The sequence below is a fragment of the Streptosporangium nondiastaticum genome (assembly GCF_003011965.1).
GTDB classification, from domain to species: domain Bacteria; phylum Actinomycetota; class Actinomycetes; order Streptomycetales; family Streptomycetaceae; genus Streptomyces; species Streptomyces nondiastaticus.
On record NZ_PXWG01000031.1, the window covers coordinates 46,724 to 61,860 of the forward strand.

Annotated in this window: 16 protein-coding genes; 9 read left to right on the forward strand and 7 right to left on the reverse strand. The window is 73.8% G+C overall.

Annotated features, from left to right (window positions below; translation table 11 throughout):
- Positions 1-73: 73 nt before the first annotated feature.
- Positions 74-430 (reverse strand): iron-sulfur cluster insertion protein ErpA, encoded by a 357-nt coding sequence (erpA, locus tag B7P34_RS14700; RefSeq protein WP_004946545.1) that lies wholly within the window; start codon positions 428-430, stop codon positions 74-76.
- Positions 431-677: 247 nt separating this feature from the next.
- Here erpA and nadA point away from each other — a divergent pair, with 247 nt between their 5' ends.
- The gene (nadA, locus tag B7P34_RS14705; RefSeq protein WP_106676618.1) at positions 678-1,865 is read left to right on the forward strand and encodes a quinolinate synthase NadA; all 1,188 of its coding nucleotides are present in this window, start codon (positions 678-680) and stop codon (positions 1,863-1,865) included.
- Between the two features lie 64 nt (positions 1,866-1,929).
- Here nadA and B7P34_RS14710 read toward each other — a convergent pair whose 3' ends face one another.
- Positions 1,930-2,640: a response regulator gene (locus tag B7P34_RS14710; RefSeq protein ID WP_106676620.1), complete on the reverse strand. Its 711-nt coding sequence runs from the start codon at positions 2,638-2,640 to the stop codon at positions 1,930-1,932.
- Between the two features lie 22 nt (positions 2,641-2,662).
- Positions 2,663-3,880 (reverse strand): bifunctional adenosylcobinamide kinase/adenosylcobinamide-phosphate guanylyltransferase, encoded by a 1,218-nt coding sequence (locus B7P34_RS14715; protein ID WP_189382781.1) that lies wholly within the window; start codon positions 3,878-3,880, stop codon positions 2,663-2,665.
- A 127-nt stretch (positions 3,881-4,007) separates the two neighbouring features.
- On the opposite strand from B7P34_RS14715, the gene B7P34_RS14720 reads away from it, so the two are divergent.
- A complete protein-coding gene (locus B7P34_RS14720) occupies positions 4,008-4,217 on the forward strand; it encodes a hypothetical protein (protein WP_106676622.1) in 210 nt (69 codons plus the stop codon).
- Between the two features lie 48 nt (positions 4,218-4,265).
- Here B7P34_RS14720 and B7P34_RS14725 read toward each other — a convergent pair whose 3' ends face one another.
- The 3 genes from B7P34_RS14725 to B7P34_RS14735 all read right to left on the reverse strand — a co-directional run bounded on the left by B7P34_RS14725 (position 4,266) and on the right by B7P34_RS14735 (position 7,086).
- Positions 4,266-5,336: a S1C family serine protease gene (locus tag B7P34_RS14725; protein ID WP_106676623.1), complete on the reverse strand. Its 1,071-nt coding sequence runs from the start codon at positions 5,334-5,336 to the stop codon at positions 4,266-4,268.
- A 335-nt stretch (positions 5,337-5,671) separates the two neighbouring features.
- On the reverse strand, positions 5,672-6,376 hold the full coding sequence (locus B7P34_RS14730; RefSeq protein ID WP_106676625.1) for a class I SAM-dependent methyltransferase: 705 nt from the start codon (positions 6,374-6,376) through the stop codon (positions 5,672-5,674).
- 86 nt (positions 6,377-6,462) lie between these two features.
- The gene (locus tag B7P34_RS14735) at positions 6,463-7,086 is read right to left on the reverse strand and encodes a DUF3043 domain-containing protein (RefSeq protein WP_106676647.1); all 624 of its coding nucleotides are present in this window, start codon (positions 7,084-7,086) and stop codon (positions 6,463-6,465) included.
- Between the two features lie 278 nt (positions 7,087-7,364).
- On the opposite strand from B7P34_RS14735, the gene B7P34_RS14740 reads away from it, so the two are divergent.
- The 6 genes from B7P34_RS14740 to B7P34_RS37480 all read left to right on the forward strand — a co-directional run bounded on the left by B7P34_RS14740 (position 7,365) and on the right by B7P34_RS37480 (position 13,807).
- Complete coding sequence (locus B7P34_RS14740) at positions 7,365-8,168, forward strand: PspA/IM30 family protein (RefSeq protein ID WP_106676627.1); 804 nt, start codon at positions 7,365-7,367, stop codon at positions 8,166-8,168.
- A 65-nt stretch (positions 8,169-8,233) separates the two neighbouring features.
- Positions 8,234-8,512 (forward strand): PspA-associated protein PspAA, encoded by a 279-nt coding sequence (gene pspAA, locus B7P34_RS14745; RefSeq protein WP_106676629.1) that lies wholly within the window; start codon positions 8,234-8,236, stop codon positions 8,510-8,512.
- Between the two features lie 98 nt (positions 8,513-8,610).
- Complete coding sequence (locus B7P34_RS14750; protein WP_106676631.1) at positions 8,611-9,822, forward strand: sensor histidine kinase; 1,212 nt, start codon at positions 8,611-8,613, stop codon at positions 9,820-9,822.
- 370 nt (positions 9,823-10,192) lie between these two features.
- Positions 10,193-11,239, forward strand: coding sequence for a nicotinate-nucleotide--dimethylbenzimidazole phosphoribosyltransferase (gene cobT, locus B7P34_RS14755; protein WP_106676633.1), 1,047 nt, complete (start codon positions 10,193-10,195; stop codon positions 11,237-11,239).
- A gap of 67 nt (positions 11,240-11,306) precedes the next feature.
- Complete coding sequence (locus B7P34_RS14760; protein ID WP_106676635.1) at positions 11,307-13,073, forward strand: phosphatidylglycerol lysyltransferase domain-containing protein; 1,767 nt, start codon at positions 11,307-11,309, stop codon at positions 13,071-13,073.
- On the forward strand, positions 13,070-13,807 hold the full coding sequence (locus tag B7P34_RS37480) for a hypothetical protein (protein ID WP_189382783.1): 738 nt from the start codon (positions 13,070-13,072) through the stop codon (positions 13,805-13,807). Before B7P34_RS14760 ends, B7P34_RS37480 begins: the two co-directional genes overlap by 4 nt.
- Here the strand turns inward: B7P34_RS37480 and B7P34_RS14770 are convergent.
- A complete protein-coding gene (locus B7P34_RS14770; protein ID WP_106676637.1) occupies positions 13,774-14,511 on the reverse strand; it encodes a hypothetical protein in 738 nt (245 codons plus the stop codon). The two genes, B7P34_RS37480 and B7P34_RS14770, sit on opposite strands and share 34 nt — an antisense overlap.
- Positions 14,512-14,585: 74 nt before the next feature.
- Here B7P34_RS14770 and B7P34_RS14775 point away from each other — a divergent pair.
- Positions 14,586-15,137: adenosylcobinamide-GDP ribazoletransferase (locus tag B7P34_RS14775; RefSeq protein WP_106676639.1), on the forward strand; the 552-nt coding region annotated here is incomplete at its 3' end.

The following is a 15,137-nucleotide window of genomic DNA, read 5'->3' on the forward strand; positions in this document are numbered from 1 at the left end:
GCCGCACGGCAAATCGCGAAGGCGGTGCCCCCCGGTCGGGGGCACCGCCTTCGCGGCACAAGCAGGCGACGACTTAGCTGAAGGAGTCACCGCAGGCGCAGGAACCCGTGGCGTTCGGGTTGTCGATCGTGAAGCCCTGCTTCTCGATGGTGTCGACGAAGTCGATGGAGGCGCCGCCCAGGTACGGGGCGCTCATGCGGTCCGTGACGACCTTGACGCCGTCGAAGTCCTTGACGACGTCACCGTCGAGCGAGCGCTCGTCGAAGAAGAGCTGGTAGCGCAGGCCGGAGCAACCGCCGGGCTGGACGGCGACGCGGAGCGCGAGGTCGTCACGGCCTTCCTGCTCCAGCAGGCTCTTGACCTTGGCGGCGGCGGCGTCGGACAGGAGGATGCCGTCGCTCACAGTGGTCTTCTCGTCCTGAACGGACATCTGCTTCACTCCCGGGTTTGGTGCGGACTGCTTGCCCTCGGCTGCAACCGCCGGTCTCCCGGATTCATTCCGGGTCTGCTGCGGTGTTTTCCGCCTTTCATGCTCGCACACCCCGCGCCGGATCGGGAATGTGTCACATCGACGCGATCACCATCGTCAAACTGACGCGAAGCAGTTATGATAGATAGCGTCATTTTGACGACAAGGCCCTTCCCGGCCGTCCCGCAGAACAGAAAGGGTGCGTGACGTGACCACCGCCCAGCCCTTGGACTTCCAGGCCCCCGCTCCCTCGCCGCTCGCGCTCCTGCTGCTCGGCCGCGAGGCCGACCCGAAGAGCGAGCGGGGCGTGGAGTGCCCCGGCGACCTGCCGGCGCCCTCCGACCCGGACCTGGTGGAGCGCGCCCGAGCGGCCAAGGCGAAGCTCGGGGACAAGGTCTTCGTGCTCGGCCACCACTACCAGCGCGACGAGGTCATCGAGTTCGCGGACGTGACCGGGGACTCCTTCAAGCTCGCCCGCGACGCGGCCGCCCGCCCGGACGCCGAGTACATCGTCTTCTGCGGCGTGCACTTCATGGCCGAGTCCGCGGACATCCTCACCACCCACGACCAGCAGGTCGTCCTGCCGGACCTCGCGGCCGGCTGCTCGATGGCCGACATGGCCACCGCCGAGCAGGTCGCCGAGTGCTGGGACGTGCTGACCGAGGCGGGCGTCGCGGACGTGACCGTCCCCGTCTCGTACATGAACTCCTCGGCCGACATCAAGGCCTTCACCGGCAAGCACGGCGGCACGATCTGCACCTCCTCGAACGCCGAGCGGGCGCTGACCTGGGCCTTCGAGCAGGGCGAGAAGGTTCTCTTCCTGCCGGACCAGCACCTCGGCCGCAACACCGCCGTCCGCGACCTGGGGATGTCCCTGGAGGACTGCGTCGTCTACAACCCGCACAAGCCGAACGGCGGCCTGACCGCCGAGGAGCTGCGCGGCGCGAAGATGATCCTGTGGCGCGGGCACTGCTCCGTGCACGGCCGCTTCTCGCTCGACTCGGTCAACGACGTGCGCGAGCGCATCCCGGGCGTCAACGTCCTGGTGCACCCCGAGTGCAAGCACGAGGTCGTGGCCGCGGCCGACTACGTCGGCTCGACGGAGTACATCATCAAGACCCTGGAGGCGGCCCCCGCCGGCTCCAAGTGGGCCATCGGCACGGAGCTGAACCTGGTCCGGCGCCTGGCGAATCGATTCGCCAGTGAGGGCAAGGAGATCGTCTTCCTCGACAAGACGGTGTGCTTCTGCTCGACCATGAACCGGATCGACCTGCCGCACCTGGTGTGGGCGCTGGAGTCCCTCGCGGACGGCAAGGTCGTCAACCGGATCGAGGTCGACCCGGAGGTGGCCGCGTTCTCGAAGCTGGCGCTGGAGCGGATGCTGGCGCTGCCGTAGCGGTGACCGCCGCCGGAGCGGGCCCCGCTCCGGCGGCCGGACCTCACGGCTGGTCCACTACCCCTTAGGGCTGGTCCGCCCTCGGCCGGACCAGGCCCGACTCGTAGGCGATGACCACGAGTTGGGCCCGGTCCCGCGCCCCGAGCTTCGCCATCGCACGGTTGACGTGCGTCTTGACGGTGAGCGGGCTGACCTCCAGCCGCTCGCCGATCTCGTCGTTGGACAGCCCGCCCGCGACGTGCACGAGCACCTCCCGCTCCCGCCCCGTGAGCGCGTCCAGCCGGGCGGGCCGGCCGCCCTCCGGCCGCGCGGACTCGCCCGGCTGGGCGAGGAACCGCGCGATGAGCCCCTTCGTCGCCGCGGGCGACAGCAGCGCCTCCCCCGCCCGCGCCACCCGGATCGCTGCCAGCAGCTCCTCCGGCTCGGCGCCCTTGCCGAGGAAGCCCGAGGCGCCCGCCCGGAGCGACTGCACCACGTACTCGTCGACCTCGAAGGTCGTCAGCATCACCACGCGCACGTCCGCGAGGGCCGGGTCCGAGCAGATGGCCCGGGTCGCGGTCAGGCCGTCCGTGCCCGGCATCCGGATGTCCATCAGGACCACGTCCGGGGCGTGCCGCCGGGCCAGTTCGAGGGCCTCCGCGCCGTCGGCGGCCTCCCCCACGACGGTCATGTCCGGCTCGGAGTTCACCAGGACGCGGAACGCGCTGCGCAGGAGGGCCTGGTCGTCGGCGAGGAGGACCTTGATGACGGGGGCGGGGCGCTCGGGATCAGCCATGGGCCCCAAGGGTACGGAGCGCTCAGCGCAGCGCGAGCGCCTGCCCCGCCACCACCAGCAGCACGTGTTCGCACTCCCCCGCGACCGCCGTGTTCAGCCGGCCCAGCTCGTCCCGGAAGCGGCGGCCCGACGCCGTCGCGGGCACGACGCCCGAACCCACCTCGTTGCTCACCAGCACCACCGTGCGCGGCGTCGCCCGCACGGCCGCCACCAGCTCCGCCACGCGCACGGCCAGGGCGTCCTTGCCGCCGTCGGCCCACGACTCGTCGTCCCACGCGCCCACCGAGTCCATCGCGTCGGTCAGCCACAGCGACAGGCAGTCCAGCAGCAGCGGCGGCCCTTCGGCAGCCAGCAGGGGTACGAGGTCGGTGGTCTCCGCCGTGCGCCAGGAGCCCGGCCGGCGCTCGCGGTGCAGGGCCACCCGCGCCGCCCAGTCGGCGTCGCCCGGCCGGGTGCCGCCCGTGGCCACGTAGAGCACCTCGGGGAAGGACTCCAGCCGCCGCTCGGCCTCCACGGACTTGCCGGAGCGGGCGCCGCCCAGCACCAGGGTGCGCCGCGGCAGGTCCGGTACCGCGTGGTAGTCGCCGACGACGAGCGTGGTGCCGTCGGGCACGGTCCGGGCGCCCGCCGCGGCGAGCTGCCGGTGCAGTTCGCGGCCGGGCGGCACGTCGTGGTCGACGTGGACGGCGATCACGTCCGTCGTGGCCGTGATGGCGCCCGCCGCGCGCAGCCGGGCGAGGGCGTCCGGCCGGCCGATCACGTCGAGCAGCACCATGTCGTAGCGGACGCCCGGGGCGGACCCGTGGCCCGGGCCGTTGTTCAGGCCTGCGGGAGCCGCGCCCGGCGGCAGGTAGAGCAGGCGCTCGCCGTCCGCGGCGGTCACCTCGTAGCCCGTGCCGGGGGCGTCCAGGGCGACCGCGCGGATCCGGTGGCCGCTGATCACGGCCAGCTCGCGGCCGTCCGGCACCCGGCCGGGCGCGGGCAGGCCCGCCGGGAACTCGACGGCGGGCCCGTCGTGCGGGTGGGAGAGCAGGACCTGCCGGACGCCGGCGATGGACCGGCCCGCGCGGGCGGCGGCGAACGCCGGCCCGGGGGTGAGGTCCAGCAGCAGCGCCCCGTCGACGAGGACCGCGGTCGCGGCCCGCGCCTCGTCGCCGACGGCGGTGGCACAGGACGCGCAGGGGCAGTCGGGGCGCGGCAGCCCGTCGGGGGCTCCGGTGCCGAGCAGTGTCAGTTCCACGCACTGATCGTCTCGCGTCCGCGGGCCGCGGGCGCGCGGGGCTCACCCTTTCTCGCCGAGGGCGGCCCGTTAGGCTGCGCTGCGCAGGACGTATCCAGGACGTGACACACGACTGACGGAGGCGGACATGGCGTGGGTGTGGCGGTTCGAGAAGGCCGACGGCACGGCGGTGGAGCCCGCGGTGGAGCCGGAGGAGTTCAGCACGCAGGGGGACGCCGAGTCGTGGATCGGTGAGATCTGGAAGGAGCTCCTGGACGGCGGCGCCGAGCAGGTCCGGCTCTTCGAGGACGACACGGAGATCTACACCATGAGCCTGACCGCCGCGACCGAGAGCTGAGCCGGGCCGGCATGACGCCCGGCGTCCCCGCGGGGGCGCCGGGCGGTGTCACATCTCGCCGAGGGTGACGGTCGTGCTGCGGGCGGCGCCGTTCCGGTCGTAGGACACCTCGGTTCTGTCGCCGGGCTTGAGGGCGGCGAGCGCCTCGGACAGCGACTGCATCGTGGTGATGTCGCTCTTGCCGACGCGGGTGATGACGTCCCCGGCCCGCAGCCCGGCCCGGTCGGCGGGCCCGTTCTGGTTCACGGAGACGACCTCGACGCCCGCGGGCGTGAAGTCGGGGCCGACGATGGTGCGCGCGGTGATGCCCAGCGCGGCGCGGCCGGAGTCGGTGACCCGGCCGTTCTTGACGATCTGCCCGGCGATCGTGCGGACGGTCGCGGCGGGGATCGCGAAGCCGATGCCGGGGGCCGCGCCCTGACCGAGCTGCGGGTCGGTCGCGGCGAGCGTGGGAATGCCGATGACCTGGCCCGCGAGGTTGACGAGCGCGCCGCCGCTGTTGCCCGGGTTGATCGCGGCGGACGTCTGCACCATGTTGGCGATGGTGGCGCCCGTGCCGCCGCCGCTGCGGCCCTCGCTGACCGTGCGGCCGACGGCGGACACGATGCCCTGGGTGACGCTGCTGGACAGGCCGAGCGGATTGCCCATGGCGAGCACGATCTGGCCGACCTCGACCTTCGTGGAGTCGCCGAGGGTCGCTGGCTTGAGGGTCTTGGGAACGTCGTCGAGCCGGACGACGGCGAGGTCCTGTTCGGGGTAGCTGGAGACGAGCCGGGCACCGACGGCCCCGCCGCCGGTGGCCAGGGTGACCTTGAAGGTCTGTGCGGAGCCGACGACGTGGGCGTTGGTGACGATGTCGCCCTTGTCGTCGTAGACGACGCCGGAGCCGAGGCTGTCGCCCGCGGTGATCTGGACGACGGAGGGCAGGACGTCCTTGACCACCCTCTCGTAGGCGGCCTGCAGGTCACCGGCCGAACCGGGGACGCCGGGCGCGCCCGAGGCGGCGGGCGGCTCCTTCTGCGACGGACGGGGCGAGGTGGTGGAACAGCCGGCGGTCAGTGCCGCGGCGCAGACGACGGCGGTCACGAGAAGCGCGACGCGGGCGCGTGGGCCATCCATGCTCGGAGTATCGCCCGCGCCGGGGCGGCCTGTCCCGGCGAACGGCTCCAACAAGGGGTACAGGGACCTGTGCAGTCGGGCACCGCCGGTCACCTTCGGTGGGGGTGACTCGCCGTCGCGGCGGAAGGAGCGTTGCGCGGCAGCGGTCTCGGGGCCGGCCGCCCGGGCGGCCGGGGCCCTGCGGCCTGCGCGGCACGCCCCGGACCGCCCGCGGCCCGCCCGGTCAAGGGCGCCCCGCGCCCTTGAATCCGCCGCCGCGGTGCTCAGCCCCCACCGGAGGTGACCGGCGGTGCCGGACCGGCCCGCACGCGTACGTGCCGGAACCGGAAACGGCGTCAGCCCCGGACACCGCACAGGTGCAGGAGCGCCGCCACCGCCCGGTACGGATCCGTCCGCCCCGCCCGCTCCTCCGCGAGCAGCAGCCGCTCCAGCTCCGCGCCCGCCGGAACGGGACGGCCGTCGGCCAGGTCGGTGAAGACCCGGACGCCGTACCAGCCCTGCAGCGGCGCCCCGATCCCGGCGAGCGTGCCGGTGAGCGTCTCCAGCCGGTCGGCGCGGACCTCCAGGCCGATCCGGTTGGTGTACGCGGGAGAGTCGAACGCGGCGAGCGCGGTGTCCCAGTCGCCGGCGAGGCCCGGCCGTATGGCCAGGGCGTCGGCGTTGCGCACGAGGAGGGAGAGCAGTCCGCCGGGAGCGAGCACCCGGGCGAGCCCGGCGAGCATCGGATCCGGCTCGGGCACGTACATCAGGACGCCGTGGCAGAGCACGATGTCGAAGGAGCCCGGGGTGAAGTGGACGCCGGTCTCGCGGCCGTCGCCCTCGATCAGCCGCACCCGCTCGCGGATGCCCTCCGGCTCGGCGGCCAGCGCCTCGCGGAGGACGCCGAGCATCACGGGATCGGACTCCAGGCCCGTGACCTCGTGGCCGGCGCGGGCCAGCCGCAGCGCCTGGGTGCCCTGGCCGGGGCCGACGTCGAGGACGCGCAGCCGGCGCCCGACGGGATAGCGGGCCCTTATCTGCTCGTCGAGCTGGCGGCCCACCAGCTCCTGACGGACGGTGTTCCGTAAGCCCCCGAGCCCCCGCAGCCATTCCTCCGCGCCGGCGCCGAAGCCGGGCGCGAAGGCGCTCAGGGCTTCTCCCGCGGCTTCTCCCCGCGCTTGACCTGCGGCTTGGGCAGACGCAGGCGGCGCATCTGCAGCGTGCGCATCAGGCCGTAGGCCACGGCGCCGCGGGTGTTCTCGTCCGGGAAGCGCTGCTTGAGGGCGCGCTTGAGGGAGAGACCGGTGATCAGGGAGTTGATCACGATCAGGGCGATCACGATCATCCACGCGAGCAGCACGTACGTCTGGAACGCGCCGCGGTTGACCATGCTGAGGATCAGGATGACGACGGCGAGCGGCAGGAAGAACTCGGCGACCGAGTACCGCGCGTCCACGAAGTCGCGGGCGAAGCGGCGGACGGGGCCCTTGTCGCGCACCGGCAGGTAGCGCTCGTCGCCGTTGGCGAGGGCCTCGCGCTGCTTGGCGAGGTCCACGCGGCGGGTCTCGCGGGCGCGCTTGGTCGCCTCCTTGCGGTTGGCGGGCGTCTGCGCCAGCGAGCGGCGCTGCGAATTGGCCTCGCTGCGCTTGGGGGTCGGGCGGCCCTTGGGGGCCTGCGGGTCACGGGGCTGCTGGGACGTCTCGGGCCGGCCCGCGGTCACCTTGGCGGCGGCGGCCTGCTCGTCCTTGGAAGTGGAACGGCTTCGGAACACGAAACCCAAGGGTACGGGGTGCGGGGAGGGGGGCGCGGTCCCTCCGGGGGAACGATCCGGCAACGGCGGCCGTTCCCCTGGTTGTTCCCCGGTTCTCCCCCGGACCGTTCCCCGGTGGTGCGTCTACTCCCTGCGCCGGAGGGCGGCCGTCCCGTGATCGTCCTGGAGGAGGAGCGCATCCGCGCCCGAACAGTGCGGTAATGGAAGCAGGGCCCGTACTGTGGGGTCTGCAAGGTGTGCTGGAGCCGAAGTCCGTCAGAAGGGGGCGCGCGAGGCCCATGAGCGGTGTCATGAAGCGTATGGGGATGATTTTCCGCGCGAAGGCCAACAAGGCCCTGGACCGGGCCGAGGATCCGCGCGAGACCCTCGACTACTCGTACCAGAAGCAGCTGGAGCTGCTCCAGAAGGTCCGCCGCGGCGTCGCGGACGTGGCCACGTCCCGCAAGCGCCTGGAACTGCAGCTCAACCAGCTCCAGGGCCAGTCCTCCAAGCTGGAGGACCAGGGCCGCAAGGCCCTCGCGCTCGGCCGCGAGGACCTGGCGCGCGAGGCGCTCTCCCGCCGTGCGTCGCTCCAGCAGCAGGTCAGCGACCTGGAGACGCAGCACCAGACCCTGCAGGGCGAGGAGGAAAAGCTCACCCTCGCCGCGCAGCGCCTGCAGGCCAAGGTCGACGCCTTCCGCACCAAGAAGGAGACGATCAAGGCCACGTACACCGCCGCCCAGGCCCAGACCCGGATCGGCGAGGCCTTCTCCGGCATCTCCGAGGAGATGGGCGACGTCGGCATGGCCATCCAGCGCGCCGAGGACAAGACGGCGCAGCTGCAGGCCCGCGCCGGCGCCATCGACGAGCTGCTCGCCTCCGGCGCGCTCGACGACCCCACGGGCATGGCCAAGGACGACCTCACCGCCGAGCTGGACCGCCTCTCCGGCGGCTCGGACGTGGAGCTGGAGCTGCAGCGGATGAAGGCCGAGCTGGCCGGCGGCAGCGCCCCCAAGCAGGCCATCGAGGGCGGCAACGGCGCCGGCAGCGGGCAGGCCGCCGCGCACGCCGAGCAGGAGCGGCCCCGCTTCGACAAGCAGTAGCCCCCCAGTTCCTGTGAAGCTGTAGTCCACCGCGCATCCAGGCACCGACCGAGGGAGAGACCGTCATGATCGTACGGATCATGGGGGAAGGGCAGTGGAAGCTCGCCGACAGCCACTTCGCGGAGCTCAACAAGCTCGACGACGAGCTGCTCGAAGAGATGGAGGGCGGTGACGAGGACGGCTTCCGCCGCACGCTCGGCGCCCTGCTGGAAGCCGTGCGCCGGCTGGGCGACCCGCTGCCCGACGACGCCCTCGAACCCTCCGAGCTGATCCTGCCCGCTCCCGACGCCACGCTCGACGAGGTGCGGCAGATGCTCAGCGACGACGGCCTCATCCCCGGCTGACCGGCCGGGCCCGCTCCGCCCGGTACCGGCACTCCAGCACCCCGCCGCGCCCCTGTCCCCCGTACGGGACGGGGGCGCAGCCACGAGACGGGATCCCGATGAGCTCCCTCACCGTCCCCGGCATGGCCCGCCCGCACCGGTGGCTGCGGGCGCACCCGGTCGCCGCCGACGCGCTGCTGGCCCTCGCCGTCTACGCGATCGTCCTGATCGGCTCCTTCGCGGGCCGCGGCCGCGCCGCGCACGCGCCCGGGCCGTGGTTCCTGCTGCTCTGCGCGCTGGCCTGCGGAGCGCTGACGGCCCGGCGGCGCTATCCGCGGACCGTCCTCGGCGTGACGTCCGCGCTGACCCTGGCCGAGATCGTCGCCGACCGGGGCGGCTCGCCGCGCACGCAGATCGCCACGGCGGTGTTCGTCGCGCTCTACACGATCGCCTCGCGCACCGAGCGGGCCGCGGCGTGGCGGTTCGCCGTGGCCACGGTCGCGGTCCTCACCTGCGCCGCCATGCTCTTCGGGGTGCCTCCCTGGTACTCCCCCGAGAACCTCGGGCTCTTCACCTGGACCGCGCTCGCCGGGGCCCTCGGGGACGCCGTCCGCAGCCGGCGGGCCTACGTCGCGGCGATCGAGGAGCGGGCGGTACGGGCCGAGCGGACGCGGGAGGAGGAGGCGCGGCGGCGGGTGGCGGAGGAGCGGCTGCGGATCGCGCGCGAGCTGCACGACGTCGTCGCCCACCACATCGCGCTGGTCAACGTCCAGGCCGGGGTCGCCTCGCACATCATGGACAGCCGCCCCGACCAGGCCAAACAGGCCCTCGCGCACGTACGGGAGGCCAGCCGCTCGGCGCTGTCGGAGCTGCGCGCGACGGTGGGGCTGCTGCGGCAGTACGGCGACCCCGAGGCGCCCACGGAGCCGGCGCCCGGGCTGGGCGTCCTCGGCCGGCTCGTCGACGGGTTCGCCCGGGTGGGGCTGGAGGTGAAGGTCATCGGCGGGCCCGGGGAGGCGCTGCCGGCGGCGGTCGACCTGGCGGCCTACCGCGTGGTGCAGGAGGCCCTCACGAACGTGCACAAGCACGCGGGGCCGGGGGCGCGCGCGGAGGTCACCCTGGCCCGGGGGCCCGACGCGCTGGCGGTGACCGTCCTGGACGACGGCGGGGGCGGCCCGCCGGCTCCGTCGCCCTCGCCGGAGGGCGGCCACGGCCTCCTCGGCATGCGCGAACGGGTCACGGCCCTGGGCGGCACGTGCGCTGCCGCGCCCCGCGAGGACGCCCAGGGCTTCCGCGTCCACGCCACGCTTCCCCTGCGGGGGCGCCCTTGACCGTCCGGCCTGCCCCGCACCCCGCCGCAACGGCGGCCCCCCCACCGGACGTGCCCGGCGGTACCGAACGGGCCTCCGCCCCCGGCGCGGGGCCCCCTTGGCCGGCCGGGCCGCCCCACCCCCCCCACCGCAACGGCGAGCCACCCCCACCGGACATGCCGGGCGGTGCCGTACAGGCCTCCGCCCAGGGTCGCCGGGCACCGCCGCAACCCCCGGCGGGGGCTGAGCACCGCCGCGGCGGATCCAAGGGCGCGGGCCCCACACCGACGTAACGCGGACCACCCCCACCGGACGTGCCCCGCCGTGGCAGAACGGCCGTAACCCGTACGAGCCGGTTCCAGCCGCCCACCGGGCGGGTAGGCTCCGGCGGATGAGCGGTCTGAATCTTGATGACTTCGCCACGCTGATCGAGCGCCCCGACCCGGGCGTCCGGCGTGACGCGGAGGAGCGGCGGGAGCGGCTCGGGCTGCGGCCCGGCGCGCTGGGGCGGCTGGACGAGCTCGCCGAGTGGCTCGCGGCCGCGCAGGGGGCCGTGCCGGTCCGGCCGGTGGAACAGGTGACGGCCCTGGTGTTCGCGGGCGACCACGGCGTCGCGAAGCTGGGCGTGTCCGGCGGCCCGGAGGAGGGCGCGGCGGCGCTCGTGAAGAAGGCCCTCGCGGGCGAGAGCGCGGGCGCGGTCCTGGCCCGCCGGGCGGGCGCCCGGCTGCGCGTCGTCGACATGGCCGTCGACTGTGACCCCGCGGAGCTGCCCGAGGAGGTGACCCGCCACCGTGTCAGGCGCGGTTCCGGCCGTATCGACTTCGAGGACGCGCTGACGGCCGAGGAGGCGGAGGCGGCGTTCCGTGCGGGGATGGCGATCGCCGACGAGGAGGCGGACTCGGGCACCGACCTGGTGGTTCTGGGCGATCTGAGCGTGGGCGGCACCACCGCGGCGGGCACGCTGATCGGCGCGCTGTGCGGTACGGACGCCTCGGTGGTGACGGGCCGCGGCGGCTTCGGCATCGACGACCTGGCGTGGATGCGCAAGTGCGCGGCTATCCGGGACGGCCTGCGCCGGGCCCGCCCGGTGCTGGGCGACCAGCTGGAGCTGCTGGCGGCGACGGGCGGCGCGGATCTGGCGGCGGCCACGGGTTTCCTGCTGCAGAGCGCGGTCCGCCGGACCCCGGTGATCCTCGACGGAGTCGTGTCCGCGGCGTGCGCGCTGGTGGCGCAGCGGGTGGCGTTCCGGGCGCCGGACTGGTGGCTGGCGGGACAGGCGAGCAGCGATCCGGCGCAGGCGAAGGCGCTTGACCGGATGGCGCTCAACCCTTTGCTCGATCATGGCGTCACTGTGGGCGAAGGGACGGGGGCGCTGCTCGCTCTGCCACTGGTGCAGGCGGCCGCGGCCCTGGCGGCGGAACTTCCCGAGCGCGGCTGACCTCCCCGGCGGCCGGAGTGAGGACCACGGATTTCCGTCGCAGACAGTGCCCTGAACGTTTTCTTTCATGGGAGAAGTCCGCTTGACTCCGGATGAGGGCGCGCCGGGTGGCCGGAGGTCACGGCGCGCCGCCGCTTTCGCCGTGTGGTACTTGCGCGTCGTCACGTTCGTCAATCTGCTCAGCGCGGTGTGGGTGTCGTTCGGCGCGGACATCCGGCGCCACAACGACGACGAGTTCTTCACGCCGTATCTGCTGACGGCGGGCTTCGCGTCGGCGCTGTGGTCGTTCGTGATGGCCGTGACGCTGCGCCGGCGCAAGCGCGCCTCGTGGATCCTGAACCTGGTGCTGTCCGGGCTGTTCCTGGTGTTCATGGCGACGCTCATGTCCTCCTGGGAGTTCAACCGGCACGCGCTGAACTGGTTCTCGCTGGTGACGACGGGCCTCTTCGTGGCCGCGCTGCTGGTGGGCCGGAAGGAGTTCTACGCCAAGGGCGACCGGTCGAACCCGAAGCTGGCGGCGATCGTCGCGGTGGTGGGCCTGCTGGTCACGTCGCTGACGGCGGCGCTGCTGGTGCGGGCGGCGAACGACGCCCCGGACGAGTACCGGGCGACGTTCCTGGACCGCTGGCACTACGGCTTCATGCGGCTGATCTCGCTGCAGGTCGACGAGAGCGCCTATCCGGGGCTGAGCGTCCCGGGCTGGGTGGACGTCACGATCAACGTGATGAGCTCGGTCCTGCTGCTGGTCGTGGTGTACGCGGCGTTCCGGGCGCGGCGCGCCACCGACCCGCTCACGGCGGACGACGAGGAGCGGCTGCGCGCCCTGCTCGACCGGCACGGGGACCGCGACTCGCTGGGCTATTTCGCGCTGCGCCGCGAGAAGAGCGTGCTCTGGTCGCCCAGCGGGAAGGCGGCGGTCACGTACCGCGTGGTGGGCGGGGTCTCGCTGGCCTCGGGTGATCCGATCGGCGACCCGGAGGCCTGGCCGGGCGCGATCGAGCCGTGGCTGGCGGAGGCGCGCGAGCACGGCTGGATCCCGGCGGTGATGGGGGCGAGCGAGGAGGGCGGCACGGTCTACGCGCGCCACGGCCTGGACGCCCTGGAGCTGGGCGACGAGGCCATCGTGGACACCGCGGAGTTCACCCTGGAGGGCCGTGCCATGCGCACGGTGCGGCAGGCGTACAACCGCGTCAAGCGCGCGGGCTACACGGTGCGGATCCGGCGCCACGAGGACATCCCGGACGACGAGATGGCGCAGTTGCTGCGGCGCGCCGACGACTGGCGGGACGGGGCGACCGAGCGCGGCTTCTCGATGGCGCTGGGCCGGCTCGGCGACGCGCTCGACGGCCGCTGCGTGATGCTGGAGTGCCATGACGGCGAGGGCGAGCTGCGCGCGCTGCTGAGCTTCGTGCCGTGGGGCCCCAAGGGCCTGTCGCTGGACCTGATGCGGCGCGACCGCGACTCCGAGAACGGCCTGATGGAGTTCATGGTCATCGAGCTGCTGCAGCAGGCGCGGGGGCTCGGCATCACCCAGGTGTCGCTGAACTTCGCGATGTTCCGCTCGGTCTTCGAGCGCGGTTCGCGGCTGGGCGCGGGGCCGGTGCTGCGGGCGTGGCGCTCGCTGCTGAGCTTCTTCTCCCGGTGGTGGCAGATCGAGTCGCTCTATCGAGCAAATGCGAAATACCGCCCCATCTGGGAGCCTCGGTTCATGCTGTTCGAGAAGAGCAGCGATCTGCTGCGGATCGGCATCGCGAGCGCACGCGCCGAGGGCTTCCTGGAGGCCCCCGGCCTGCCCAAGTGGCTCAACCGCAAGCACCTTGAGAGCCGGCGATGAGCCGTGCGGCGCTGCGTCGCGCCGCGCGCGCCGAGTGGGGCCCGCTGTTCGGGACCGTCCGCCTGGCTCTCGTGCGCAAGGGGTTCCGGGCGATCCCGATGACGCTCGCGGCCGTCGCCCTGACGGCCGTCTTCCAGATCGTCCAGAACCAGTCGTGGGGCTTCGAGCCGGTGCAGGAGATCGGCTCGGTGCAGGCGCGGCTGACGTGGTGGGTCGCCCTGCTGCGGACGCCGCTGTCGCTGTTCGTCCCGGCGCTGGACCTGCCCGTGTGGGGCGCGCTGGCGCAGGTCCTGCTGGTCTTCGGCATCGCGGAGATCTGCCTGGGCAGGTGGCGCACGCTGGCCATCTCGTACGTGGCCACGCTCGCCGGGACGATGTACGCGCGGCTGGCGATCCACATCGGGCCGGACTCGGTGTTCGGGCTGCCGGCCGAGGCCGCGAAGGTCGTGGACACCGGCCCGTCGGCGGCGGTCGTGGGGCTGGCGATCTTCGTGTCCTGGCGCTACCGGGCCTGGTTCACCTGTGGCGCGGTCGTCCTGGCGATGGTGGTGGAAGTGACGGTCAAGTCGAACCTGGCGGGCAAGGAGCACATTGCGGCCGTGGCCGCGGTGCTGGCGCTGTGCGCGGTGGACGAGGTGCGGCGAAGACGGCGCGCGGCCCGCGCGGAGGGGGGCGCCCCGCCGTGCGGGCGCGGCCACGGTCAGCGGTCCGGGGCGCCCGCCAGGAGGTCGTGAATCCTGTTGCGGACCGCCTCCCAGCGCGCGTCGTGCCGGTAGGCGCGCACCCGGGCCCTGCGGCGGGCCCGCGGCCGGTGGCGGTAGAAGCGGCGCGCCCACGGTGAGCCGGGGCGGGCCAGGCGGACGGCCCCGAAGAGGGCCACGAACGGGACCACCGCGCCGATCAGGGCGATCCGCGGCTTGCCCTTGGCCAGGGCGAACAGCGCGATCAGGAAGTTGACGAGGACGTTGACGACCACGAGGCCGCGGTCGTGCAGCTCCTCCGGGGTCAGCTCGTTCACCCCGAACGGCAGGAATCCGGCCAGCACCAGGCCCACGAGGGCCGCCGTCAGGACGACGATCTCCACGCTCTTGCGGCCCTGCTCCGTCCAGTAGACGTCGTCCAGGTGCAGGACCAGCGCGAACTCGTCGAGGACGAGGCCCGCGCCGGTGCCGAACAGGACGGCCGCCACCATGGCCCCGAAGCCGTGCCGGCCCGCGGCGACGGCCCCGAAGCCGCCGATCACGGTGAGCACGACGCCCGGCACGACGTGGTGGACGTGCAGCCCGCCCGGGCGGATGTTGCGGAAGGGGCCCCGGCCCGCGCGGATCAGGCGGGTGATGATCCGGGTCACCAGGAAGGTCAGGACGAACGCGGTCAGGGCGAGCAGCAGGGGCAGCTTGCCCGGTTCGACGATGTTGCGGCTCAACCACTGGCCCATGACGCTCGCCCCGCTCCCGATCGGCCCCTCACCGGCAACCTACTGCCCGCCGGTGGCCGGATAGTGTGCCCGCGATGACCGACACGACACCGCCCGGGCGCGCCACCGCGGGCGACGCCCTCCGCTTCGCCTTCGGCACGCTCACCGTGCTGCCCGTCCGCCTCACCCGCTGGGACCGCGCCGCGGCGCGCGGCGGCATGCTCGCGGCGCCGCTGGCGGGGCTGGCGGTGGGAGCGGCTGCGGCAGCGGCGGGGCTGGCCCTGACCGCCCTCGGCTCGGGGCCGCTGCTGGCGGCAGTGGCGGCGGTCGCCGTCCCGGCCGTCCTCACCCGCGGCCTGCACCTGGACGGGCTGGCGGACGTCGCGGACGGGCTGGGCAGCGGGAAGCCGGCGGACGACGCACTGCGGATCATGAAGCAGTCGGACATCGGGCCGTTCGGGGTCGTCACGCTCGTGCTCGTCCTGCTGGCGCAGGTCGCGGCGCTCTCCGGGGCGTACGCGGCGTCACCCGTGCGGGGCGCGCTCGCCGCGCTCACGGCGGCCGTGGTCGCCCGCTGCGCCCTGACGCTGGCGTGCCGCCCTTCCGTGCCGGCGGCCCGGCCGGAGGGCCTGGGGGCGGCTGTGGCG